Genomic DNA, 22,793 nt, shown 5'->3' with positions numbered 1-22,793 from the left:
GGCGCCTGCGCCAGGCGCGGCGCGGCTAGAATCGCCTCGATGCCCGACATGCCCGCCCTGTACGACTCCAGCGCCGCGCGCGAGATCGACCGCCTCGCCACCGCGGCGCTGGGCGGCGACGGCTATGCGCTGATGCAGCGTGCCGGCCGGGCGGCATGGCGCGTGCTGCTGCAGCGCTGGCCGCAGGCGCAGCGGATCACCGTCGCCTGCGGCAGCGGCAACAACGGCGGCGACGGTTATGTGCTGGCGCGGCTCGCCCTGCAGTCCGGGCGACGCGTGCGCGTGGTGCACCCGCCCGGCGGCGGGCCGCGCGCCGCGTTGGCGCAACGTGCGTGCACCGACTACGTCGCCGCCGGCGGCCGGGTCGACCTGTTTCCCACGCCGCTGGACGATGCCGACGTACTGGTGGATGCGCTGTTCGGCATCGGCCTGGACCAAGCGCCACGCGCGGACGCGGCCGCGCTGATCGAGGCGCTGGACGCCTCGGCCGTGCCGGTTTTCGCGCTGGACGTGCCCAGCGGCATCGACGCCGATCGTGGCAGTGCACCGGGCAGGGCGGTGCATGCGCAATGCACGTTGCAGTTCATCGTCGCCCATGCTGGCCTGCATACGGGCACGGCGCTGGACCATGCGGGAGAGTTGCTGCTCGATACGCTGGAGATCGATGCCGCTGCGCATGCCGATGCGGCACCGCCTTGTGCACGGCGCCTGCACGCCGCCGCGCTGCGCCGCTGGCTGCGCCCGCGCCATCGCGACACGCACAAGGGTGAATCGGGGCGTGTGCTGTGCGTGGGGGGCGACCATGGCGGCGGGGGCGCGATCGTCCTGTGCGCCGAGGCGGCGTTGCGAGCCGGCGCCGGGCTGGTCCGGGTCGCCACGCGGGAAAGCCACGTCGCCGCGCTGCTGGCCAGGCGCCCGGAAGCGATGGTGCGCGGTGTGGAAGGAACCGGGGAATTCGCGGCGATGCTCGAACCCGTCGCCGTCATCGCCTGCGGGCCGGGCCTGGGGCAGGGAGAGTGGGGCAGGGCGTTGTTCGCCCGCGTGCTGGCGAGCGCCGCGCCGCGGGTGCTCGACGCCGACGCGCTCAACCTGCTGGCGGCGACGCCCCGCGCGCTCGACGACGCGATCCTGACCCCCCATCCCGGTGAAGCCGCGCGCCTGCTCGGCACCGACGTCGCGACCGTGCAGCGCGATCGACTCGCCGCGGCGCGCGCACTGGTCGAACGTTACCGCTGCACCGTCGTGCTCAAGGGCGCCGGCACCGTCATCGCCGCACCGGCGCAGTTGCCCTGCGTGCTGGCGGCGGGCAACCCCGGCATGGCCACCGGCGGCATGGGCGACCTGCTCACCGGTACGATCGCGGCGCTGCGGGCGCAGGGGCTCGCTGCCTTCGATGCGGCCTGTGCCGGCGCGTTGCTGCATGCCCTCGCCGGGGATGCCGCGGCCACCGAAGGCGGGCAGCGCGGAATGCTGCCCTCCGACCTGCTGCCCTGGCTGCGTCGCCATGCCAACCCGGAGGACACCGATGTCGATCCCGCTCGCTGACAGCCAGGCCACCGAGGCCCTGGGCCGCGCGCTCGCCGGCACGCGGCCGGCCCGGGCGGTGGTCCACCTGCGCGGCGAGCTCGGCGCGGGCAAGTCCACACTGGCGCGCGCGCTGTTGCGCGAACTCGGCGTGCAGGGGCCGATCCGCAGTCCCACCTACACCCTGGTCGAGCGCTATCCGATACCGGGCGGCGAGGCCTGGCATCTCGACCTGTACCGGATCGGCAACGCCGCCGAGCTGGACTTCCTGGGCCTGGATGGCGACGAGGCGACGCTCTGGCTGATCGAATGGCCCGAGCGCGGCGGCCAGGCGCTGCCGGCGCCCGACCTGCGGATCGACCTGGCCCAGGCCGGAACCGGGCGCGAGGCGGGGCTGGAGGCGGGGACGGCGACCGGACGTGCATGGCTGGAGGCCTTGCGGAAAAAAGCCGGGTTGCAGCCCCTTTCTGCCGGCTGACCCTAGGAACATCCTTCAGGCTCCGGATTATTAAGGGAAAAATACTTGCATTCCTTGGCGCACGGTGATTGAATCCGGCCCATGCGCCAGGGGACGTCCCGGATCCAGCCATGGTTGAGCGTGGGCCTCGTGCTCGCCGCGCTGCTGTGCTGCGGCGCCGCCTGGGCCGGCCAGGTCAGCGCGGTCGGACTCGAGCAGGGCGCCACCGGAACCCGCGCCGAGATCCAGCTGCAAGGCGCCGGCCAGTACCGCACCCTGTCGCTCACCGCACCGCACCGGCTCGTGGTCGACCTGCCGGATTCGCAGGCGGCCCGTGGCATGCGCCTGCCGGCCCCGGCCGGCGTGGTGACCTCCGTGCGCACCGGACAGCCGGTGCCCGGCACGCTTCGCATCGTCTTCGAGCTGGCCGCGCCGGTGGCCGCGTTGCCCTTGCGCATGGAACCCTCGCGCGACGGCGCGCGGCTGCTGATCGAATGGCCCGGCGACGGCGCCCCGGCGTTGACTGCGGCGGCGCCGGCCGTCGTGCCTGCCGCAGCGACGACGCCATCGGCCGCCGCATCGGCCGACAGCCGTGCCGAAGCCGCACGCGCCACCGCCCTGCTGACCGCGCAGGTCACCGAAGCGCTGAACCGCCCGCCGACCCCGGCGCCCGCCGCGCCGCAGACGGTGCCCGCACCCGTGGCCGCCGCCTCCGCCCAGGCGATCCTCGAAGGCCGCTCGCCGGCCACGGCGGCAGGTGCCGCAGCGGCGCCGGGCCCCGCGGTGGCTGCCACGCAAACCCCGCCAGTCGCCAGCGCGCCGCCGCAGGCCAACCCCGTCGCCGCCGCCGCGCCGGTTCCGGTGGCGCCGCGTCCGTCGATTTCCGCCGCCGGCATGCGCCCGCTGGTCGTGGCCATCGACGCCGGGCATGGCGGCCAGGATCCCGGGGCGATCGGCCCGACCGGCAAGCGCGAGAAGGACGTGACCCTGGCCATGGCCCGCGAACTGGCGCGCCAGATCAACGCCACGCCGGGGCTGAAGGCCTTCCTGGTGCGCGACAGCGATGTCTTCATCCCGCTGCCGATGCGCGCCCAGCGCGCGCGCGCGGCCAAGGCCGACATCTTCGTCTCGCTGCACGCCGACGCGGCCGAGAACCGCAGCGCGCGAGGCTCGTCGGTCTACGTGCTGTCGACCAAGGGCGCCTCCTCGCAGCGTGCGCGCTGGCTGGCCGACAAGGAAAACGCCGCCGATCTGGTCGGCGGGGTGCGCCTGCAGCAGACCGAGAACGTGCTCGCCGGCGTGCTGCTCGACCTGGCCCAGAGCGGGCACATGCGTGCGTCCGAGGATGCGGCCAACCATGTGCTCGGCGGCCTGAAGCGGGTGGGCAACAACCACAAGCCGAACATCGAGCGCGCCAACTTCGCCGTACTGCGGACCTCGGACATGCCGGCGATGCTGGTGGAGACCGCCTTCATCTCCAACGCCGAGGAAGAGAAGCGGCTGATCGACCCGGCCTACCAGCGCAAGGTCGCCGGCGCAGTGGTCGACGGGATAAATACCTTCTTCACCCGGCAGCCGCCACCGGGCACGCTGTTCGCCGCGCGCGCCGAGGCCGAAAGCGTGGCCATGGCCGGGGGCGGCACCCCCTGACCGCGTGCGCGCCCGCGCATGCGCGGGACGACTGATGCCGCTGCCCTGGCTGTTCCCATGGCCTCGGGCGTCCTGCCGGGGCGCCTGGTTCGCCGCGGGCAGGCGGCTTCGTGTCGCGCGCAAGCGCCGCTACTGCAACGCCCCGGGCGCCGCTCCGCGAACCGCCGCGACCCGCCTGCGGCTATCATCACGCGCATGTCTTCCGATCCGGCGCCCGACGCCGCGACGCCGTGCCGATCCGACCGCTTCCGGACACCCTCATCAACCAGATCGCCGCCGGTGAGGTCGTCGAACGACCTGCCTCGGTGGTCAAGGAACTGGTCGAGAACGCACTCGATGCGGGCGCGCGCCGCGTGGACATCGACCTGGAGGAAGGCGGCGTCCGCCTGATCCGGATCCGCGACGACGGCGGCGGCATCGCCGCCGACGAGTTGCCGCTGGCGGTCAGCCGGCATGCCACCAGCAAGATCGCCTCGCTCGACGACCTGGAGGCGGTGGCGACGCTGGGTTTCCGCGGCGAGGCGCTGCCTTCGATCGCCTCGGTCAGCCGCTTCCAGCTCGCCTCGCGCCGGCCCGGCGACGAACATGGCGCGTCGCTGCAGGTCGATGGCGGCCGCGTGGGCGAGATCGCGCCGAAGGCGCACGCGCCGGGCACGACCGTCGAGGTTCGCGACCTGTTCTTTAACGTGCCGGCGCGGCGCAAGTTCCTGCGCGCCGAGCGCACCGAGCTGGGCCACATCGAAGAGTGGCTGCGGTCGCTCGCGCTCGCGCGCCCGGACGTGGAGCTGCGGGTCAGCCACAACGGCAAGCCATCGCGCCGCTACAAGGCCGGCGACCTCGACGCCGCCGCGCGCCTGGGCGAGACGCTGGGCGAGGACTTCGCCCGCAGCGCGCTGCGCATCGACCACAGCGGCGCCGGCCTGCGCCTGCACGGTTGGATCGCGCAGCCGCACTACTCGCGCTCCAGCGCCGACCAGCAGTACCTCTATGTCAACGGCCGCTCGGTGCGCGACCGCAGCGTGGCCCATGCGGTGAAGCTGGCCTACCAGGACGTCCTGTTCCACGGCCGCCAGCCGGCCTACGTACTGTTCCTGGAACTCGATCCGACCCGCGTCGACGTCAACGTGCACCCGGCCAAGCACGAGGTGCGCTTCCGCGATTCGCGGCTGATCCACGATTTCGTCTACCGCACGCTGCAGGAGGCGCTGGCGCAGACCCGCGCGGGCACCGATGTCGCCTCCATGCCGGGCGCACCGGCGGCAGGCGGATCGCCCGCCTTCGGATCCGCGGGTGCGATCCAGGGCGCGGCGACGATGACGGCGTGGACGCCGCAGCCGCAGTCGCTGGGCCTGCGCGTGGACGAGGCGGCAGGCGCCTACGCGGCGCTCTACGGCAGGGCGGAGGCGCCGCCGGAAGCATTCGCGCCGGCCATGCCGCGCCAGGACGCCACGCTGCCGGCCGGCGATGGCCAGGTGCCGCCGCTGGGCTATGCGGTCGCGCAGCTGCATGGCATCTACATACTCGCCGAGAACGCCGAAGGCCTGGTGGTGGTCGACATGCATGCGGCGCACGAGCGCATCGGCTACGAGCGGCTCAAGGCCGCGCACGACGGCATCGGCCTGCGTGCGCAGCCGTTGCTGGTGCCGCTGGTGCTGGCGGTGGGCGAGCGCGATGCCGACGTGGCCGAACGCGAAGCGCCGACCCTGGCCGAACTGGGCTTCGACGTCACCCGCAGCGGTCCGCAGGCGCTGAGCGTGCGCAGCGTACCGGCGCTGCTGGCGCATGCCGAGCCGGAGGGCCTGCTGCGCGACGTACTGGCCGACCTGCGCGAACACGGCGCCACGCGCCGGGTCGCCGCCGCACGCGACGAATTGCTGTCGACGATGGCGTGCCATGGAGCGGTGCGTGCGAACCGGCGCCTGACGGTGCCGGAAATGAACGCCCTGCTGCGCGACATGGAAGCCACCGAGCGCTCGGGGCAATGCAACCACGGCCGCCCGACCTGGGCGCGCTTCAGCCTGGGGGAGATGGATCGATGGTTCCTGAGGGGAAGATGAGGTTCGGAAGGTGGGTCGGCGTCGCCATGGGGATGGCGATGCTGCCGGCGATGCTGGCCGGCTGCGGTGGATCGGGCGGCGGCGATGCGGACCGGCAGGCCGCGCCGAAGGTGGACCAGGCGTTCATGGCCGAGCAGCAGGCCTGGCGCAACCAGCGGGTGGAAGACCTGCTGCGGCCCGATGGCTGGACCAGCCTGGTCGGCCTGCACTGGCTCGAGCTCAAGGCGCATTACATCGGCAGTGGCGCGCGCATCGGCAACGGCGTGCGCTTCGCGTTCGGCCCGGAGAAGATGGGCATGGTGACGCGCGACGATGCCGGCAAGTGGTGGTTCACGCCGGAGAGCGGGGTCGCCCTGACCTTCAACGGCGAGCCGCTCAAGGGCCGCGTGGCGCTTCCCAGCGACCAGGATCCGGAGCCGGGCGTGATCGGCTTCGACGAAGGCAAGGGCCTGGTCACCCTGCTCAAGCGCGGCGACCGGCATGCGCTGCGGGTCAGGCATGCCGAAGCCAGTACCCGGCTGCAGTTCGGCGGGCTGAGCTACTGGCCGACCGATCCGTCCTGGCGGATCCAGGCCCGGTTCGTGCCGCACCCGCCCGGCAAGACCTTGCCGATCGCCGACATCGTGGGCACCCAGAGCGATTCGCCCAGCCCCGGCGTGGTCGAGTTCGAGCGCGACGGACGGACCTTCCGGCTCGAAGCGCTGGGCGAGGCGGGCCGCGAACTGTTCTTCGTCTTCGCCGACGGGACGAGCGGCCACGGCAGCTACCCGGCCGGGCGGTTCCTCGAGGCCGAATGGCCCGAGGCCGACGGCAAGGTCGTGCTCGACTTCAACCGTGCCTACAACCCGCCCTGCGCGTTCACGCTGTTCGCCACCTGCCCGCTGCCGCCGGCGGGCAACCGCCTCGACCTGGCCATCGATGCGGGCGAGAAGAACTACAAGTTGCCGGTGCAGTGAGCGCCGGCCGGCCTCTGGGAGTCTCCACGCGATGCCACTGAAGCGTTTCGTCAGCGGACTGGCGGCCGCGCTGTCGCTGCTGCTCGCCGGTGCCGCGCCGGCCCACGCCGGTCCGCCGGTTCCCCTGCTCTGGAAGGTCTCCGACGCCGACAATGCGGTGTACCTGCTCGGTTCCTTCCACCTGCTCAGGCGCGAGGACTACCCGCTGTCCGCCGATGTCGACGCCGCCTTCGCCGACGCCGAAGGGCTGGTGTTCGAACTGGCGCCGGAGGAGGCCAACGCGCCGGACCTGCCGGCGAGGATGGCGCAGGCGGCGATGCGGACCCGTGCCGGCACCCTCGAGCAGGACCTCGGGCCGGTGCTCTGGGGGAAACTGCAGGGCTACGCGGCGACCAACCAGTTGCCGCTGGCGCGACTGGCGGCGTTCGACCCGTGGTTCATCGGCCTGACCATCGCCCTGATGGAAATGGGCAAGCAGGGGCTGGATCCGGCCCTGGGACTCGATCGCCACTTCATGGACGGCGCCGCGCGCGCGGGCAAGCCGACCGCGGGCCTGGAACGCGGCGACGAGCAGATCGCGGTGCTCGCGGGCATGAGCCTGGACGAACAGCGGCAGATGCTGGCCGACGCGCTGCAGCAGGCAGGCGAAGGCCAGGATCGCTACCGCGACCTGCATGCGGCCTGGCGTGCAGGCGATGCGGAGCGCATGTGGAAGGAAATGGCCGCGGAGATGAAGCGCGACTATCCGGCGCTGTACCGCCGCATCAACGTCCAGCGCAACGACGCATGGTTGCCGAAGCTGGAGCAGCGCCTGGCACGGAAGGACGACGACACCCTGGTCGTGGTCGGCGCGCTGCACCTGCTCGGCGAAGATGGCGTGGTCGAGAAGCTGCGCGCGAAGGGCTACACCGTCGAGCGGATCTGCTCGGCCTGCAGGCCGTGACCTCTTCGTAGGAGCCGGCCTTGCCCGCGTCGCGCGCGGCAGCGGGATCTCCAGCCAGGACGGGTCAGGCCGCGTCCGGGCGCAATTCCATCACGATGCAGTCCACCGGGCACGCCGGCACGCACAGCTCGCAGCCGGTGCACAGCGGGTCCAGGACCACGTGCATCAGTTTGTTGGCGCCGATGATCGCATCGACCGGGCAGGCCTGGATGCACTTGGTGCAGCCGATGCAGTCGGCCTCCACCACCACGGCCACCTGCGGCGGCTTGTGCTCACCACGGGTCCGGTCGTACGGCGCCTCCGGCACCGCCAGCACATGCGCAAGCGCGCGCGCACCGGCGTCGCCACCGGGCGGACACCGATCGATGCCCGCCTCGCCGCTGGCCATCGCTTCGGCGTAGGGACGGCAGCCGGCGTAGCCGCACTGGCCGCACTGGGTCTGCGGCAGCAGGCGGTCGAGGCGCTCGACCAGGTCCGTTGCGGCGATGGGAGGCGTGGTCATGGGGCGGCGGCGACGTCGTGTCCGGCGTCACGCCGGCGCTGCATTATCCACCAGCGCGCCGCCGCCGCAGGGCGATCCGCGGGCGTCAGGCGAGGCGACGCCCGCGGTACCAGCGTTCGTGCGCCAGGGCCAGCATCGGCCGGTCCTCGGCGCTGTCACCATAGGCGTGGACGCGCCGGTACCGCGACAGGTCGTAGCGTGCGCGGATGTCGGCGGCCTTGTGCGCGCCGCGATCGCCGCCGAGGTAGCGGCCGGTGAGGCGTCCCTCGGTCGCTTCGAGCCGGTTGCACAGCAGCTCCATGCCATGTCGTTGGCACCAGGGGGCCAGGTAAAGGTCGAGCGAGCCGGATACCAGGACCAGGGTGTCGCCGCGCGCGCGGTGCCAGGCGATGCGTTCCATCATCCAGGGACGCAGCAGGCCAGGCAGCGCTTCGTCGGCATAGCGCCGGCCGGCGGCGGCGACCGCCGCCGGATCGCCGCCAGTGAAGACCAGCCGGGTCACGCGCGTGCGTAGCGCGGTGGCCGACACCAGGCCCAGCCGGTAGCCGGCGAGCCAGGGTCCGACCCGCCAGGCTTCGCCCGCACGCTGCTCCGGGGTGGCGATGCCGCGCAGGAATCGGGCGTAGGTGTCGCAGGTGGTGACGGTGTGGTCGAAGTCGACCAGGGCCAGATCCATGGTGTCGCCGGCGCACGGGTGCCTGGGGGCAGGGTGGATGTGGTGCCGCGACAACGGCGCTGCCTGCCCGCGGCGCGTCCGCAACGCCAGGAACGTCCGCTTCAGCGGACGGGCATGCCAGGCTGCGCCGCGGGATCGGCGTCGAGCAGGGCCAGCGCGCCGCCGTCGAAGCCGGCGGAGAGGATCATGCCCTCGCTCACGCCGAAGCGCATCTTGCGCGGGGCGAGGTTGGCGATGAACACCACGTTGCGTCCGACGAGCTTCTCCGGTTCGCCGTAGCTGGCGCGGATGCCGGAGAAGATCTGGCGCTGGCCCAGCTCGCCGGCGTCGAGCAGGAAACGCAGCAGCTTGTCGGAGCCGTCGACGAAGCCGCATTCGACGACCTTGCCGATGCGCAGGTCGAGCTTGGCGAAATCCTCGATGCCGATGTGGGCCGTGGCCTCGCCCGCAGGCGCCGGCGCGGCTTCCGGCTTCTTCGCATCGGCCTTCTTCGCCTCGACGGGCTGGGCCGGAGCGGCGGCGAGGGTGTCCTTGGAGGCGTCGGTCATGGCGTCGATCAGCTTGGGGTCGATACGGGTGAACAGCGGGACGTAGCCGGAGGGCAGGGTGCGGCCATCGAGGTCGATGCGGCGGTCCACCGCCAGCTCCACCCCCAGCCAGGCCTCGGCCCGGCCGATGGTTGACGGCACGATCGGCTTGAGGACGCCGGCGATGTCGGCGAACGCCTGCAGCGCGGTGCCCAGCACCACGTGGAGTTCGTCGCGCCGCGCCGGGTCCTTGGCCAGCGCCCACGGCGCCGCCTGGGCGATGTACTCGTTGACCTGGTCGGCAGCGGCCATCGCATTGCGCGCCACCGCGGCGAAGTTGTCCTCCGCGTAAAGGGCGGCGGCCACGTCGTGCGTATGTGCGCCGACGCTGCCGAGCAGTTCGACCCGCTGGCGCCAGGCGTCGCCCAGCGCCTCGGCGTCCGCGGCCAGCGCCGGCGCGGCCCACAGCACGTTGCCGAAATGCGTCTCCAGCAGCTTCGCGCAGCGGCTGGCGATGTTGACGAACTTGCCGACCAGGTCGCTGTTCACGCGGGCGACGAAGTCGGACAGGTTGAGATCCAGGTCGTCGACGCCGCCGGAGGACTTGCACGCGAAGTAGTAGCGCAGCGCATCCGGTGCCAGGCCCACGTCCAGGTAGGTGCGGGCCATGATGAAGGTGCCGCGCGACTTGGACATCTTGGCTCCGTCCACGGTCAGGTAGCCGTTGACGTGCAGGCGGGTGGGCGCGCGCAGGCCGGCGCCATGCAGCACCGCCGGCCAGAACAGGCCATGGAAGTTGACGATGTCCTTGCCGATGAAGTGGTGCAGTTCGGCGTCGCTGCCGGCCTGGAGGATGGCATCGAAGTCCGCGCCGTTCTTCGCGCACAGGGTGCGGAAGCTGGACAGGTAGCCGATCGGTGCGTCCAGCCACACGTAGAAGTACTTGCCCGGCTGGCCGGGGATCTGGAAACCGAAGTACGGGGCATCGCGCGAGATGTCCCACGCGCGCAGCCCGCCATCGGCGTCCAGCCACTCCATCAGCTTGGCCTTCACCCCGGGCAGGGCCACGTCGCCGGCCAGCCACTCGCGCAGGAAGCCCTCGAAGCGCCCGACCTCGAAGAAGAAGTGCTCGGACTCGCGCATCTCCGGGGTGGCCCCGGACAGCACCGACTTCGGCTCCTTCAGGTCGGTCGGCGCGTAGGTGGCGCCGCAGACCTCGCAGTTGTCGCCGTACTGGTCCGGCGACCCGCAATTGGGGCAGATGCCCTTGATGTAGCGGTCGGGCAGGAACATGCCCTTGGCCGGGTCGTAGAACTGGGCCACGTTGCGCCGCGTGATGTGGCCGCCGGCCTCGAGGCGCGCGTAGAACTGCTCGGTCAGTTCGCGGTTCGCGGCGGAGTTGGTCGAGTCGTAATGGTCGAACGCCACGCCGAACGCGGCGAAGTCGCGCTCATGGCTCGCCTGCATGCCGGCGATGAAGGCTTCGGGCGTGACCCCGGCCTTCTCGGCGGCGAGCATGATCGGCGTGCCATGGGTGTCGTCGGCGCACACGTAGTGCACCGTGTCCCCGCGCATGCGCCGCGCCCGCACCCAGATGTCGGCCTGGATGTAGCCGACCAGGTGGCCCAGGTGCAGCGGGCCATTGGCGTAGGGCAGGGCGTTGGTGACGAGCGCAGGGCGGGTCATGGCGGGCACGATGCGAGGGGGCGGGGATTATCGCACGCGGCCGGTGCGGGGCCCGCCGCCACTGGCGACGCACGGGCCCATGCCCCCGGAAAAGCGACGACCCGGCCGAAGCCGGGTCGCAGGCACGCCTGGCGGGGCGGGACTACTGCCGCAGCCAGGTCTGCGATTTGCAGATAAAGGCGATGCAGCCGGACACCTCCAGCTTCTTGCCGCCCTCGACCAGTTCCATCTTCGACTTGTAGACCTTGCCCTCGTCGGGCTTGAGGATGGTGCCGCCGGCGTACTTGCCGCTGCCGGACGCCTTCATGCCGCGGATGATCTCCATGCCGGTGATCGGCTTGTTCTTGCGGTCGTCGCTGCACTTGTCGCAGACCGGATTGGGCTTGCTCGGGTTGAGCAGCTCGACGATATGGCCGCTGAGGGCCCCATTGGGCGCCTGGGTGATCTCGACGATCGACTTGGGCTTGCCGGTCTCGCTGTCGACGGTCTTCCAGCGGCCGACCACCGGGTCGGCGGCGAGGGCGGAAATGGGGGCGGCCAGCAAGGTGGCCGAAAGCAGGGCGAACAGGGTAATGCGCATGGTCCCCTCCCGAGGGGCGTTCGGTTGATCGGTGCGGCGTGTGCCTGTAGGGCACCTGCGTTTATACCGCATCCGCCTGCGTATGGAGGCGTCACGGACAAAAAAGGGCCCGGCTTTCGCCGGGCCCCGGGCAACGCTCGCGATTGATGGGATCAGAAGCGGTAGGTCGCGCCGATGTACATGTAGCGACCCACGCTGTCATACATCGCGCTTCCGATGTCGGCGCCGAAGTAGTTCAGGGGCGGATCCTTGTCGAACGCGTTGTCCACGCCCAGGTAGACGTCGAGCCTGTCTTCGCCCGGGAACGTATAGCCGAACTGGAAGTTGTGGTAGGTGTACGAGCCGTTGGCGATCGGCGCGGCCGAACCCGGATTGCTGTTATAGCTGGCCGGGGTGACGCGCAGGTTGCCGTCGACGTACTGCATGGTCCAGGTGGCCCGCCAGTCGTTCCAGGTGTAGCCGGTCTCGAAGTTGGCGCGCCAACGCGGATCGGTCACGTAGGTGACGTACTCGTTGAACTCTTCCGGGAAGTCCTGGAACGGCCACTCGCGCGACTGGATCAGGCGGGTGCCGACGAAGCGCAGCTGGGTGTTGCCGCCCAGCAGGCCGAAGCTGTAGTCGACTTCCAGGTCGACACCAACGCGGCGGGACTTCGCCAGGTTCTCGTTCAGAGCCACCCAGTTGGTGATGCTGTAGGCCGGGAACACGCGCCCTTGCGAGTCGGTGTAGCCGGCAGTCGGAGCGCGCGTGATGAAGCTGCAGAACTCGTTGTCGATGCCGCCGGGCGAATCGACGCAACGGGTCGCGTTGGTCTGCGCGGTAACCGCGCCGATCGCATCCTCCAGGCGGATGTTCCAGTAGTCCACGGCGACGCCCAGCCCTTCGATGAACTCAGGCTGCCATACCAGGCCCAAGGTCCAGCTGTCGGCGCTCTCCTCCGCCAGGTCCGGGTTGCCGCCGCTCACGCCAGGGCGGTTTGCGCTGTACGTGTCGACCCAGCCGACCGGGATGCCCAGCGCCGAACAGTTGGCCTGGCGCAGGGCCGGGTCCTTGGCGGTGGACGGACGGTTGGTGTTGGTGGCCTGGTAGTTGCAGGGATCCGCGATGGTGGCGAAGTTCTGCGATTGCGGGTTGTACAGCTCGCCGATGCTCGGCGCGCGCACGGCATGCGCCAGCGTGCCGCGGAAGCGGAGCGAATCGATGATCTGCCAGTTCAGGCCGGCGTTCCAGGTGAAGGTGTTGCCGATGGTGCTGTAGTCGGAGAAGCGGCCGGCGAGGTCCAGCGACAGCATGTCGACGCCGGGGAGGTCGGCCAGCAGTGGAACCGACGTTTCGGCGTAGAACTCGCTGACGTCGTACTTGCCGCCCCGGCTGGGGATCGCATTGAGGAACGTCAGGCCGAGCGCGGCGAGCGGATCGGTGTTCTCCTGGCTCTTCTCCTCGCGATACTCGATGCCCGCCGCGAAGCCGACGTCACCGGCCGGCAGCGAGAACACTGCGCTATTCGCGATCGAGGCTTCCAGGACGGTCTGCTGGAGCTTGGAAGTGTTCAGTGAATTGGTGTTGAACCAAGCTGCCGCCTCCTGGCTCACCGCACCGTTGCCGAACGTGCTGAACGGCACGCAGCCAGTGCGTGCGAACGAGGAATAGATCGCATTGGTATGCGGGTTGATCGCGCTCGGGTTCAGGGTCGTGCGACACACGATGTTGCCGGTCGCCGGGTCGCGCACGGCGTCCATGCCGGCATGCCAGCGCTCGTTGATGCGGTTGTTGATGTTGAGGCGGTCGATGGTGGTCTGGCCATAGTTGGCCGAAGCCTCGTAGTTCCAGTCGCCCAGGTAACCCTCGAAGCCGAATACGGCGCGTGCAGTCTGCCGCTCGATGTTCTCGCCGCGCCGGCCCGCATCGACGTTGAAGCGCGAGACCTGCAGGATCTTCTGGCCGTCCTGCACGGTGAGCGCGGAAGCGTCCATCAGCGCGCCCAACTGCGGGGAGACGTAGGCGTTGTCGCGGCGAATGCGGATCGGCTGGTCGAACGCCGGTTGCCCGTAGAACTGGGACTCGGTCTTGCTGTACTTGCCTTCGAAGAACATCCGGTGGTTCTCGTTCAGATCGAAGTTAAACATCAAGTTCGTGCTGAACCGGTCGAATGCAGGCTGCAGGTCGGCCACGGCGTTGAGGTCGGCGAAGTCGCAGTCCACGCAGGAGGTGGCGCTGACGACGGTGCCGTCGTAACGGTTACGGCGGAAGGTGCCGTCGGGATTGAACAGGTAGCGATTGCCCCACGTAGCCGGATTGGCCGGGTTGAAGGTGCCGATGGTGAAGGTGCCGCCGTAGGAGATCGAGTGATTGCCACCCGGACCGCTGACCACGGTCTGCGGATTGCTCTGGCTCGGGGGCTGGGTGGGGTCGTAGCTCGGGTTCGGTACCGAAACCAGGTACTCGCGACCGATGTCGCGGTTGCCGCGACCGAAACGGTCCTGCTTGCTGTATTCCATCGAGAACGCCGCGTTTCCGCGGCCGTCGGCGAAGCTGTCGCCTGCCGAGAAGCTGGCGAAGGAGCGGTTGAAGTCGCCTTCGCTGGCCATGCCGCCCTGGCCACGCAGGTCGAAGCCTTCGAACGACTTCTTCATGATGAAGTTGACCACGCCGGCCACCGCGTCGGCGCCGTAGACGGCCGACACGCCGCCGGTCATCACTTCAACTCGTTCGATCCATTCCACCGGGATGGTGTTGACGTCCACCGCGGTCGAACCAGGGCTGGAGCCCACATGGCGGCGGCCATTGACCAGCACCAGCGTGCGGGCGGTGCCCATGCCGCGGAGGTCGAGCAGGCCCAGGCCGGCGGTGCCGATGAAGCGGGTGGAGTTGCCAAGGGTATAGTTCGGCGACAGCTGCGGCAGCTTGGTCATCAGGTCGCCGATGTTGACGGCGCCGGTTGCGCGGATCTCCTCGGCGTTGATGGCCGTGACCGGCGCCGGGGTGACGAATCCGACGCGGGCGATGCGCGAGCCGGTGACCGTGACGCGGTCGAGTTCCGCTGTCTGGGTCTGCTGCTTTTCCTGGGTCTCTTCCTGAGCCAAGGCTTGGCCGGCTACGGGCAGGATGAGGGCGGTGAGCAAGGCAGCCTACAGACGGTTGCGCTTGTGAACAGCGTCATGCGTTCGCATCACGAGAATCCCCTAAGTCATTGAAATTTTTAGAAAGCCAACCCCTGGCTGAACCTGAACGCAGACATAATGCGGTAGGTCCGGGCGGAACTTAACATGCTTTTAATTCCGTTTGAATCCATTTGCGCGCCATTTGTCACAATGACGACCTACCTATCTGCTAGGCCCCAAGGAATGGACCGTCTGAAAGCCCTGACCACCGCCCTGCAGGCGCACATCGACCCTGTTTCGCAGCTGCCTCTGGCCCCGCCCCGCGCGCATTGGGATGTGCGCATGCATGGCGGGGACTGCAGCCTCGACCTGCAGCTGGGTTACGCCCTGGATGGCGCCACGCTCGAGGCCATCCGCGCCCAGGCGGTGCTGGCCGCGGAACAACTCGGAGTGCCGCTCGCGCCGAACGCCATCCAGGTCCGCACCCGCATCGCCGCCCACGCGGTCCAGCCCGGCCTGTCGCCCGCGCCGCGCGTGCGCAACGTGATCGCGGTCGGTTCCGGCAAGGGCGGCGTTGGCAAGTCGACCACCGCGGTCAACCTGGCGCTGGCGCTGCAGCGCCTGGGCGCCCGGGTCGGCGTGCTGGACGCGGACGTCTACGGCCCCAGCGTGCCGGCGATGCTCGGCCTGTCCGGGCGCCCGGAGAGCCCGGACGACAAGTCGATCGAGCCGATGCGCGCGTTCGGGGTGGAGGCGATGTCGATCGGCCTGCTGGTCGACACCGACACGCCGATGATCTGGCGCGGACCGATGGCCACTTCGGCGCTGACCCAGCTGTTCACCGACACCCGCTGGGGCGACCTGGACTACCTGGTCGTCGACCTGCCGCCGGGCACCGGCGACATCCAGCTCACCCTGGCGCAGAAGATCCCGGTGGCCGGCGCGGTGATCGTGACCACGCCGCAGGAGATCGCCACGCTCGATGCGCGCAAGGCGCTGAAGATGTTCGAGAAGGTCAACGTGCCGGTGCTGGGCATCGTCGAGAACATGGCCGTGCACGTGTGCTCGAATTGCGGCCATGCCGAGCACCTGTTCGGCCAGGGCGGCGGGCAGGCGATGGCCGCGCAGTACGGCGTGCCGCTGCTGGGGTCGCTGCCGCTGGACCTGCGCATCCGCGAGCAGGGCGACGCCGGCACGCCGGTGGTCGCCGCCGCGCCGGACTCGGCGCCCGCGCAGGCCTACCTGGCCGCCGCGCAGGCGCTGGCCGCGCACCTGGCGGGGCGGCCGCGGGCCTCCATCCCGATCGCCTCGAGCCTGGCCTGATATCCGGCCCAGGGGGGGGGGGGCGTGGCAGCGACGCTCGCGCCGCGACGGCGCATGCCAGGGCTGCGGCGGGTGGGCAGCGGGGCGAGCCCCGCTCTACAATTCCGCGGTCACGGGCCGCTGCGGCCCAGGGAATAGCGCATGAGCATCAAGAGCGACCGCTGGATCCGCCGCATGGCCGAGCAGCACCGGATGATCGAGCCGTTCGAGCCGGGCCAGGTCAAGCATGCGGCCGACGGCAACCGCATCGTCAGCTACGGCACCTCCAGCTACGGCTACGACGTGCGCTGCTCGCGCGAGTTCAAGGTGTTCACCAACATCAACTCGACGATCGTCGATCCCAAGCACTTCGACCCCAAGAGCTTCGTGGATATCGAGGCCGACGAGTGCATCATCCCGCCTAACTCCTTCGCCCTGGCGCGCACGGTCGAGTTCTTCCGCATCCCGCGCGATACGCTGGTGGTATGCCTGGGCAAGAGCACGTACGCGCGCTGCGGGATCATCGTCAACGTGACCCCGCTGGAGCCGGAGTGGGAAGGCCACGTGACCCTGGAATTCAGCAACACCACGCCGCTGCCGGCGCGCATCTACGCCAACGAGGGCGTGGCGCAGATGCTGTTCTTCCAGTCCGACGCGGACGATGTCTGCGAGACCTCGTACAAGGACCGCGGCGGCAAGTACCAGGGACAGACCGGAGTCACGCTGCCGCGCACCTGAGGCGGAGCGGCCCGCCGCGGCGGGCAACGAAGGAGGGCGCGGATATCCGCGCCCTTTGCATGCCAGGCCGGCGAAGGCCGCCGGCTCGTCGCCGGCGCGGTGGGCGATGAACGCGCGCGTCGGCCGCCCGGCGACGAACGGGTCAACCGGTCCGGGCCGCGTGCCCGGCCGGCAACAGCTTGCCGACGCCCGCGGCGATCAGCAGCGCCGGCCACCAGGTCGCCAGCAGCCGGCCGGCATCGATGTCCAGGCCGAGGTTGTCCAGCAGGAACAGGCTGCCCAGCGCGATCAGGACCAGGGCGGGGATCAGGCGGCGATGCATCGTGGCGACCTCGGCAGGGTGTGGTGCCATGGTCGATGCCTGCCGTCTCCGGAACAGGTGCCGGAAGTCAGCTTTTCGACCTGCCGGACGGCACCGTGGCCGCGTGGAGGCCGGCCCTCGTGCCGCGGTTTTCCCGGCTACTTGCGCCGCAGCAGCATGCCGACGCCGACGGCGACCAGCACCGCCGGCCACCAGGTCGCCAGCAGGCTGCCGAGGCCGCTGTCGATCCATCCCAGGTTGCGGGCCAGGAAGAACAGGCCCAGGACGATCAGGACGAGCGCGGCGAAGACGTTGGAGCCCATGGCGTGGTGTGGTCGGTGGTCGGGGTCGGGGCGCCTATCCTAGCCGTGAACGCCACATCGCCGCACGCTGCGCCAGCGCGTCGGCCGCGTGCCGCACCGCCGTGCCGCTGCCCCACACCGGGCCTGGCCAGGCGGCGTCGCCCGCATGGCGGCCGACGATGTGCACGTGCAGCTGGCGGACGATGTTCCCCAGCGCGCCGATGTTGACCTTCTCCACTCCCGGCTCGGCGCGCAGCAGCTGGCTGGCCTGGTTGAGCTCGGCCAGCAGCAGGCGCTGCTGGCCGCCGTCCAGGTCGATCCATTCGGCCGCGCCGTCCACGCGCGGCACCAGCAGCAGCCACGGAAAGCGCGTGTCGTCCATCAGCCGGACCTGCGACAGCGGGCCATCGGCGATGAACACGCTGTCGGCGGCCAGGCGTGGATCGAGGACGAACCCGGCGCTCATCGCAGGTGCTCGGCGAAGAAGGCCAGGCTCCGGGCCCGCGCCAGGGTGGCGCTGCCCTTGCCGTAGGCGTCCGGATCCACGTCGCGGTTGAACGCATGCCCGGCCGGGTAGGTATGCACCGCCATGGCCGGCAGGGCGCGCCGGTGCGCCTCGACCGCCGATGGCGGGATCGAGGCGTCGTGTTCGCCGAAGTGGAACATCACCGGCGCCCTGGGCGCCGTGGTCAGCGCCTGATCCTCCAGGAAGGGCAGGTCGCGCGCGCCGTAGTAGCTGACCGAGGGCAGCCCGAGCCTGAGTGCCGACAGCATCGCCACGGTGCCGCCCCAGCAGTAGCCGACCGTGCCGACCGCCTCGGGCTGGTGCAAGGCGGCCAGGCGCGAGCGCAGGTGCGCGGCGGCGCTGGCGACGATGTCCAGTGCCGCATCCAGGCCGAGCCGGCCGACCAGCTCGCGGCCGCGCAGCGAACTGGCGGAGTCATAGGCCAGCTCCACGCCGCGCTCGACCGGATCGAAGAAGGCCGGCGCCAGCACGGCGTAACCCTCGGCGGCGTAACCGTCGGCGACATCGCGAATGTGCGCATTGACGCCGAAGATCTCCTGGACGACGACCAGGCCGGCCTTCGGCGACGAGGGCGGTTCGGCCTGCCAGGCGGCGACTGCGCCTTGCGGGGTGTCTAGCTCGATCCACTGGCCCATGCCTGCGTTCCGGTCGGGTGGGGCGCCAGTGTAGGCGCTCGCGGTGCAGCGCCGGTGGAGGCGCCGGGCGGCAGGCCCATCCTGAACGCCGCGCCCGGCGCCCGCCGGGGGCCGCGGGGCGCCGCGTATAATTCCGCGCCCGGCCACGCCGGGCCGCCCATGCGCGGCAGCCCGTTCCTCCCGAGTTCTTCCCATGTCCCTGCAGAACCCCAAAGTCGGCTTCGTCAGCCTCGGCTGCCCGAAGGCGCTGGTCGATTCCGAACGCATCCTCACCCAGCTGCGGGTGGAGGGCTACGACATCGTTCCCAGCTACGACGCCGCCGACGTGGTGGTGGTCAACACCTGCGGCTTCATCGACTCGGCCGTGGCCGAGTCGCTGGATGCGATCGGCGAGGCGATGAACGAGAACGGCAAGGTCATCGTCACCGGCTGCCTGGGCAAGCGCTCGGCGCTGATCCGCGAGCAGTATCCGGACGTGCTGTCGGTCTCCGGTCCGCAGGACTACGGCAGCGTGATGGAAGCCGTGCACAAGGCGCTGCCGCCGAAGCACGACCCGTTCCTGGACTTGGTGCCGGACTACGGACTCAAGCTGACCCCGCATCACTACGCTTACCTGAAGATTTCCGAGGGCTGCAACCACCGCTGCAGCTTCTGCATCATCCCGTCGATGCGCGGCGACCTGGTCTCGCGCCCGGTCGACGAGGTGCTGCGCGAGGCCGAGCGACTGGTCAAGGGCGGCGTGCGCGAGCTGCTGGTCGTCTCGCAGGACACCTCGGCCTACGGCGTGGACCTGAAGTACGCCGCGCGCACCTGGCGCGGCCGCGAGTACCAGACGCGGATGAAGGCGCTGTGCGAGGGCTTGTCCGAGCTCGACGCCTGGACCCGCCTGCACTACGTCTACCCGTACCCGCACGTGGACGATGTCATTCCGCTGATGGCCGAAGGCAAGGTCCTGCCGTACCTGGATATCCCGTTCCAGCACGCCAGCCCGCGCGTGCTCAGGCTGATGAAGCGGCCCGGCGCGGTCGACAAGACCCTGGAGCGCGTGCAGCGCTGGCGCGCGATGTGCCCGGAGCTGACCCTGCGTTCGACCTTCATCGTCGGCTTCCCCGGCGAGACCGAGGCCGAGTTCGAGGAGCTGCTCGATTTCCTCGACGAAGCGCAGCTGGACCGGGTCGGTGCGTTCGCCTATTCGCCGGTCGACGGCGCGGCGGCCAACGCGCTGCCCGACCCGGTGCCCGAAGAGCTCAAGCAGGAACGCCTGGCCCGTTTCATGGAACGCCAGGGCGAGATTTCCGCCGCGCGCCTGGAGGCCAAGGTCGGCACCGTGCAGCGCTGCCTGGTCGACCTGCTCGACGGCGAGCTGGCGATCGCCCGCTCGATGGCCGACGCGCCGGAGATCGACGGCGTGGTCCAGATCCAGGATGGCCGCGACGCCGGCCTGCAGGTCGGCGAGTTCGTCGACGTGCGGATCATGGGCAGCGACGAGCACGACCTGTACGGCGAGGTCGAGTACGCCGAAACCGGCGACACCTCGCCGCTGGGCCTGCGCCTGGTCTGAGCTTCGCCGCGCCAGGTCCGGCGGCTTCCGTAGAGCGGGGCTTGCCCCGCTGCTCAGCGCCGCATCCGTAGAGCGGGGCTTGCCCCGCTGCCGCCTTTCCGACGCACACGCAGGGGGGCAAGCCCCGCTCTACGCGGGTCCGGCCCCGCGCGCCCAACGATCGGCGGCCTATCCATTGCCATCGCCATCGCCTCTCCGGCGCACCAGCCCGTTCAATCGCCGTACTCGACCGCCACCACCGCGAAGCGCGCCGGGCCACCGGGCAGCTGCGCTTCCACTTCGTCGTCCACGCGCTTCTTCAGCAGCGCGCGCGCCAGCGGCGAATCGATGCTGATCCAGCCGGTCGACGCATCGGTCTCGTCCGGGCCGACGATGCGGTAGCGGCTCGACTCGCCGGTGTCGATCCGCTCCAGCTCGACCCAGGCGCCGAAGAACACCGCGTCGCGGTCCGCGGGCGCCTCGTCGACCACGCGCAGCGCCGGCACGCGCTTGCTCAGGTAGCGCACGCGCCGGTCGATCTCGCCGAGCTGCTTCTTGCGGTAGGTGTATTCGGCGTTCTCCGAACGGTCGCCCTCGGCCGCGGCCGCGGCCAGCGCCTTGACCACTTCCGGGCGCCGGACCCGCCACAGGTCGTCCAGCTCGGCCTTGAGCCGGTCGTGGCCGCCGCGGGTGATCAGGGCGGTGCTTTTCTCGGGGGGCGGGCGCCAGCGGCTCATGCGTTATGGAGTGGATCAGCGGAAGGGGCGTGATCCTAGCGCCTGCCGCTGGCACGGTCAGCACGCACGCGACGCGCCACGTTCATTCGACCTCGTGCGCGCGGTGGAGGCTGCGCCCGCGCGGATCGTCCACCGGTTCGATGCAGCTGCCCTCGGTGAGCACCATCAGGTCGTCCAGGGCGAGCGCGAACTCGCGCGGCCGCGGGCCCGCGCCAGGCAAGGCGCCTTCGGGAACAAGCCGTACGCACGTGCCGTTCCATTCCAGCGACCACTGGCCGCGCTCGACCGGCAAATCCACCAGGGTGGCGCGGCAATGCGCCTGCAAGGCATAGCGATGATCGCCGCCGAGCTCCAGCAGGACGTCGGCCCCGGCGCAGCCGGCCAGGGGCAGGGTGCCGAAGAACAGGCCTGGGACCGAGGCCGCCGGGGGATCAGGGGCATCGCTGGCCGGCGCCGCGACCGGAACGGTGGCGGCCAATGCGAGCGCGAACGCGAGGCGGCGCGGGGAGGTCGTCATGGCCGGGCGGTCTGGCGCGGTTCAGCGCTTCCTGCCGCCGAACAGCCCGCCGAGGATGCCGCGCACGATCTGGTTGGTGATGGTGCGCGCGGCCTGCTTGCTCGAGGCCTCGATCACGCCCTGGCGGCGGCCGGTGCCGAATAGCACGTCGTTCACCGCCTTGCCGAAGCCGCCTTCCTCCTGCGCCGGCGCCTGCTTGCCGCCGCCGCGCCGGGCCGGCGGCGCCTGCGCGCCGTCGGCGGCGGCCTGCGCGCGTGCGGCGAGCATCTCGGTGGCCGATTCGCGGTTGACCGCCTGGTCGTAGCGGGGACCGAGCGGGCTGGCGGCGCGGACCTGGTTGCGTTCGGCCTCGCTGATCGCACCCATCCGGCAGCGCGGCGGCGCGACCATGGTCTGCTGGACAGGGGAGGGCACGCCCTTGTCCTGCAGCGTGGACACCAGCGCCTCGCCGGTGCCCAGCTGCGCCAGCGTCGCGGCCACGTCCAGCTTCGGGTTCGGGACGAAGGTCTCGGCCGCCGTCTTCACCGCTTTCTGGTCGCGCGGCGTGTAGGCGCGCAGCGCGTGCTGCACGCGGTTGCCGAGCTGGCCGAGGATGTTGTCGGGCACGTCGTCGGGGAACTGCGAGCAGAAATACACGCCTACGCCCTTGGAGCGGATCAGGCGAACGACCTGCTCGATGCGCTGCTGCAGCGCCGCCGGCGCATCGTCGAACAGCAGGTGCGCCTCATCGAAGATGAAGGCCAGCTTGGGCTTTTCCAGGTCGCCGACTTCGGGCAGGTTCTCGAACAGCTCCGACAGCAGCCACAGCAGGAACGTTGCGTACAGGCGCGGCTTGAGGATCAGCTGGTCGGCCGCCAGGATTCCGATCACGCCGCGGCCGTCGTGGTTCACGCGCATGATGTCGGCCAGCTCCAGGGCCGGCTCGCCGAAGAAACCTTCGCCGCCGTCCTGCGACAGGCGCAGCAGCGCACGCTGGATCGCCGCGACCGACTGCGCGCTGACCAGGCCGTATTCGCTGGACACCGCCTTGCGCTCCTCGGCGACGAGGTTGAGCAGGGCGCGCAGGTCATCCAGGTCCAGCAGCAGCAGGCCGCGGTCGTCGGCGAGCTTGAATACGATGTCCAGCACGCCCGATTGGGTGTCGTTCAGCTCCAGGATGCGGCCGATCAGGGTCGGGCCCATCTCGCTGACCGTGGTCCGCACCGGGTGGCCGAGCTTGCCGTATAGGTCCCAGAACACCACCGGGCTGGCGCCGGGGGCGTAGTCGGCCACGCCGATCTGCGCGGCGCGCTGAAGCACCTTCTCGTTGCCGTCGCCGGCCACCGCCAGGCCCGCCACGTCACCCTTCACGTCGGCCATGAACACCGGCACGCCCAGCCGCGAGAAGCCCTCGGCCAGGGTCATCAGGGTCACGGTCTTGCCCGTGCCGGTGGCGCCGGCGACCAGGCCGTGGCGGTTGCCATACTTCGGCAGCAGGGTGACCGGAATGTCGTCGGTGAGGCCCTTGCCGAGCAGGATCGGGTCCATGCGTATGTC

General features: G+C 70.6%; 21 protein-coding genes. 9 read left to right on the top strand and 12 right to left on the bottom strand.

All coding sequences use genetic code 11. The features are described 5' to 3' along the window. Positions 1 to 39: 39 nt before the first annotated feature. The 6 genes from ABKA19_RS07240 (at position 40) to ABKA19_RS07215 (ending at position 7,587) form a co-directional block, all read left to right on the top strand. The gene (locus ABKA19_RS07240; RefSeq protein WP_502945734.1) at positions 40 to 1,545 is read left to right on the top strand and encodes an NAD(P)H-hydrate dehydratase; all 1,506 of its coding nucleotides are present in this window, start codon (positions 40 to 42) and stop codon (positions 1,543 to 1,545) included. Beyond that, positions 1,526 to 2,002 carry a tRNA (adenosine(37)-N6)-threonylcarbamoyltransferase complex ATPase subunit type 1 TsaE gene (gene tsaE, locus ABKA19_RS07235; RefSeq protein ID WP_353688341.1) on the top strand — a complete coding sequence of 159 codons (477 nt, stop codon included), beginning with the start codon at positions 1,526 to 1,528 and terminating at the stop codon, positions 2,000 to 2,002. Before ABKA19_RS07240 ends, tsaE begins: the two co-directional genes overlap by 20 nt. An 81-nt stretch (positions 2,003 to 2,083) precedes the next feature. Next, complete coding sequence (locus tag ABKA19_RS07230) at positions 2,084 to 3,631, top strand: N-acetylmuramoyl-L-alanine amidase (protein WP_353688340.1); 1,548 nt, start codon at positions 2,084 to 2,086, stop codon at positions 3,629 to 3,631. A 230-nt stretch (positions 3,632 to 3,861) separates the two neighbouring features. Continuing rightward, complete coding sequence (gene mutL, locus ABKA19_RS07225; protein ID WP_353688339.1) at positions 3,862 to 5,688, top strand: DNA mismatch repair endonuclease MutL; 1,827 nt, start codon at positions 3,862 to 3,864, stop codon at positions 5,686 to 5,688. Then, entirely contained in the window at positions 5,685 to 6,644 is a 960-nt protein-coding gene (locus ABKA19_RS07220) for a DUF1684 domain-containing protein (RefSeq protein WP_353688338.1), read from the top strand. The genes mutL and ABKA19_RS07220 overlap by 4 nt, the downstream gene beginning before the upstream one ends. Then, positions 6,607 to 7,587, top strand: coding sequence for a TraB/GumN family protein (locus ABKA19_RS07215; protein WP_502945733.1), 981 nt, complete (start codon positions 6,607 to 6,609; stop codon positions 7,585 to 7,587). Before ABKA19_RS07220 ends, ABKA19_RS07215 begins: the two co-directional genes overlap by 38 nt. A gap of 64 nt (positions 7,588 to 7,651) precedes the next feature. On the opposite strand, the gene rnfB is transcribed toward ABKA19_RS07215, so the two are convergent. The 5 genes from rnfB to ABKA19_RS07190 form a co-directional block, all read right to left on the bottom strand. Then, the gene (gene rnfB / locus ABKA19_RS07210) at positions 7,652 to 8,089 is read right to left on the bottom strand and encodes an Rnf electron transport complex subunit RnfB (RefSeq protein ID WP_162377249.1); all 438 of its coding nucleotides are present in this window, start codon (positions 8,087 to 8,089) and stop codon (positions 7,652 to 7,654) included. Between the two features lie 85 nt (positions 8,090 to 8,174). Beyond that, a complete protein-coding gene (locus ABKA19_RS07205) occupies positions 8,175 to 8,765 on the bottom strand; it encodes an HAD family hydrolase (protein ID WP_353688336.1) in 591 nt (196 codons plus the stop codon). Positions 8,766 to 8,866: 101 nt separating this feature from the next. Next, a complete protein-coding gene (gene metG, locus ABKA19_RS07200) occupies positions 8,867 to 10,978 on the bottom strand; it encodes a methionine--tRNA ligase (RefSeq protein WP_353688335.1) in 2,112 nt (703 codons plus the stop codon). 142 nt (positions 10,979 to 11,120) lie between these two features. Continuing rightward, positions 11,121 to 11,558: a DUF2147 domain-containing protein gene (locus tag ABKA19_RS07195; protein WP_353688334.1), complete on the bottom strand. Its 438-nt coding sequence runs from the start codon at positions 11,556 to 11,558 to the stop codon at positions 11,121 to 11,123. 152 nt (positions 11,559 to 11,710) lie between these two features. Beyond that, positions 11,711 to 14,680, bottom strand: coding sequence for a TonB-dependent receptor domain-containing protein (locus tag ABKA19_RS07190; protein WP_502945732.1), 2,970 nt, complete (start codon positions 14,678 to 14,680; stop codon positions 11,711 to 11,713). Between the two features lie 222 nt (positions 14,681 to 14,902). Between ABKA19_RS07190 and apbC the strand changes: the two genes are divergently transcribed. Both apbC and dcd read left to right on the top strand, forming a co-directional pair. Further along, complete coding sequence (gene apbC, locus ABKA19_RS07185; protein WP_502945731.1) at positions 14,903 to 15,982, top strand: iron-sulfur cluster carrier protein ApbC; 1,080 nt, start codon at positions 14,903 to 14,905, stop codon at positions 15,980 to 15,982. A 141-nt stretch (positions 15,983 to 16,123) separates the two neighbouring features. Continuing rightward, positions 16,124 to 16,699, top strand: coding sequence for a dCTP deaminase (gene dcd, locus ABKA19_RS07180; RefSeq protein ID WP_353688333.1), 576 nt, complete (start codon positions 16,124 to 16,126; stop codon positions 16,697 to 16,699). A 142-nt stretch (positions 16,700 to 16,841) separates the two neighbouring features. Here dcd and ABKA19_RS07175 read toward each other — a convergent pair whose 3' ends face one another. The 4 genes from ABKA19_RS07175 to ABKA19_RS07160 form a co-directional block, all read right to left on the bottom strand. Further along, positions 16,842 to 17,021 carry a LiaI-LiaF-like domain-containing protein gene (locus tag ABKA19_RS07175; protein WP_162377360.1) on the bottom strand — a complete coding sequence of 60 codons (180 nt, stop codon included), beginning with the start codon at positions 17,019 to 17,021 and terminating at the stop codon, positions 16,842 to 16,844. 137 nt (positions 17,022 to 17,158) lie between these two features. Next, entirely contained in the window at positions 17,159 to 17,323 is a 165-nt protein-coding gene (locus ABKA19_RS07170) for a LiaI-LiaF-like domain-containing protein (protein WP_202935625.1), read from the bottom strand. Between the two features lie 34 nt (positions 17,324 to 17,357). After that, complete coding sequence (locus tag ABKA19_RS07165; protein ID WP_353688332.1) at positions 17,358 to 17,768, bottom strand: HIT family protein; 411 nt, start codon at positions 17,766 to 17,768, stop codon at positions 17,358 to 17,360. Then, positions 17,765 to 18,463 (bottom strand): dienelactone hydrolase family protein, encoded by a 699-nt coding sequence (locus tag ABKA19_RS07160; RefSeq protein WP_162377258.1) that lies wholly within the window; start codon positions 18,461 to 18,463, stop codon positions 17,765 to 17,767. Before ABKA19_RS07160 ends, ABKA19_RS07165 begins: the two co-directional genes overlap by 4 nt. A 193-nt stretch (positions 18,464 to 18,656) precedes the next feature. Between ABKA19_RS07160 and rimO the strand changes: the two genes are divergently transcribed. Beyond that, the gene (gene rimO, locus ABKA19_RS07155) at positions 18,657 to 20,024 is read left to right on the top strand and encodes a 30S ribosomal protein S12 methylthiotransferase RimO (protein WP_353688331.1); all 1,368 of its coding nucleotides are present in this window, start codon (positions 18,657 to 18,659) and stop codon (positions 20,022 to 20,024) included. 212 nt (positions 20,025 to 20,236) lie between these two features. On the opposite strand, the gene greB is transcribed toward rimO, so the two are convergent. The 3 genes from greB to ABKA19_RS07140 all read right to left on the bottom strand — a co-directional run bounded on the left by greB (position 20,237) and on the right by ABKA19_RS07140 (position 22,784). Further along, positions 20,237 to 20,740, bottom strand: a complete 504-nt coding sequence (gene greB / locus ABKA19_RS07150; RefSeq protein WP_353688330.1) for a transcription elongation factor GreB — start codon at positions 20,738 to 20,740, stop codon at positions 20,237 to 20,239. A gap of 82 nt (positions 20,741 to 20,822) precedes the next feature. Next, a complete protein-coding gene (locus tag ABKA19_RS07145; RefSeq protein ID WP_353688329.1) occupies positions 20,823 to 21,257 on the bottom strand; it encodes a copper resistance protein NlpE N-terminal domain-containing protein in 435 nt (144 codons plus the stop codon). Positions 21,258 to 21,278: 21 nt separating this feature from the next. Continuing rightward, positions 21,279 to 22,784: a helicase HerA-like domain-containing protein gene (locus ABKA19_RS07140; protein WP_353688328.1), complete on the bottom strand. Its 1,506-nt coding sequence runs from the start codon at positions 22,782 to 22,784 to the stop codon at positions 21,279 to 21,281. Positions 22,785 to 22,793: the final 9 nt, after the last annotated feature.

The sequence above is a fragment of the Pseudoxanthomonas sp. Soil82 genome (genome assembly GCF_040446535.1).
Taxonomy (GTDB): Bacteria; Pseudomonadota; Gammaproteobacteria; order Xanthomonadales; family Xanthomonadaceae; genus Pseudoxanthomonas; species Pseudoxanthomonas kaohsiungensis.
The sequence above is the reverse complement of the archived record's forward strand: the minus strand, read 5'-3'. Positions and strand labels throughout refer to the sequence as shown.

Coding starts and splice junctions, on each gene's coding strand:
- rimO (WP_353688331.1), top strand. CDS start 18,657: ATGTCCCTGCAGAACCCCAAAGTCGGCTTCGTCAGCCTCGGCTGCCCG.
- ABKA19_RS07165 (WP_353688332.1), bottom strand. CDS start 17,768: ATGAGCGCCGGGTTCGTCCTCGATCCACGCCTGGCCGCCGACAGCGTG.
- ABKA19_RS07170 (WP_202935625.1), bottom strand. CDS start 17,323: ATGGGCTCCAACGTCTTCGCCGCGCTCGTCCTGATCGTCCTGGGCCTG.
- metG (WP_353688335.1), bottom strand. CDS start 10,978: ATGACCCGCCCTGCGCTCGTCACCAACGCCCTGCCCTACGCCAATGGC.
- dcd (WP_353688333.1), top strand. CDS start 16,124: ATGAGCATCAAGAGCGACCGCTGGATCCGCCGCATGGCCGAGCAGCAC.
- tsaE (WP_353688341.1), top strand. CDS start 1,526: ATGTCGATCCCGCTCGCTGACAGCCAGGCCACCGAGGCCCTGGGCCGC.
- ABKA19_RS07220 (WP_353688338.1), top strand. CDS start 5,685: ATGAGGTTCGGAAGGTGGGTCGGCGTCGCCATGGGGATGGCGATGCTG.
- ABKA19_RS07240 (WP_502945734.1), top strand. CDS start 40: ATGCCCGACATGCCCGCCCTGTACGACTCCAGCGCCGCGCGCGAGATC.
- ABKA19_RS07205 (WP_353688336.1), bottom strand. CDS start 8,765: ATGGATCTGGCCCTGGTCGACTTCGACCACACCGTCACCACCTGCGAC.
- ABKA19_RS07175 (WP_162377360.1), bottom strand. CDS start 17,021: ATGCATCGCCGCCTGATCCCCGCCCTGGTCCTGATCGCGCTGGGCAGC.
- ABKA19_RS07195 (WP_353688334.1), bottom strand. CDS start 11,558: ATGCGCATTACCCTGTTCGCCCTGCTTTCGGCCACCTTGCTGGCCGCC.
- ABKA19_RS07145 (WP_353688329.1), bottom strand. CDS start 21,257: ATGACGACCTCCCCGCGCCGCCTCGCGTTCGCGCTCGCATTGGCCGCC.
- apbC (WP_502945731.1), top strand. CDS start 14,903: ATGGACCGTCTGAAAGCCCTGACCACCGCCCTGCAGGCGCACATCGAC.
- ABKA19_RS07160 (WP_162377258.1), bottom strand. CDS start 18,463: ATGGGCCAGTGGATCGAGCTAGACACCCCGCAAGGCGCAGTCGCCGCC.
- ABKA19_RS07230 (WP_353688340.1), top strand. CDS start 2,084: ATGCGCCAGGGGACGTCCCGGATCCAGCCATGGTTGAGCGTGGGCCTC.
- greB (WP_353688330.1), bottom strand. CDS start 20,740: ATGAGCCGCTGGCGCCCGCCCCCCGAGAAAAGCACCGCCCTGATCACC.
- ABKA19_RS07215 (WP_502945733.1), top strand. CDS start 6,607: ATGCGGGCGAGAAGAACTACAAGTTGCCGGTGCAGTGAGCGCCGGCCG.
- ABKA19_RS07140 (WP_353688328.1), bottom strand. CDS start 22,784: ATGGACCCGATCCTGCTCGGCAAGGGCCTCACCGACGACATTCCGGTC.
- rnfB (WP_162377249.1), bottom strand. CDS start 8,089: ATGACCACGCCTCCCATCGCCGCAACGGACCTGGTCGAGCGCCTCGAC.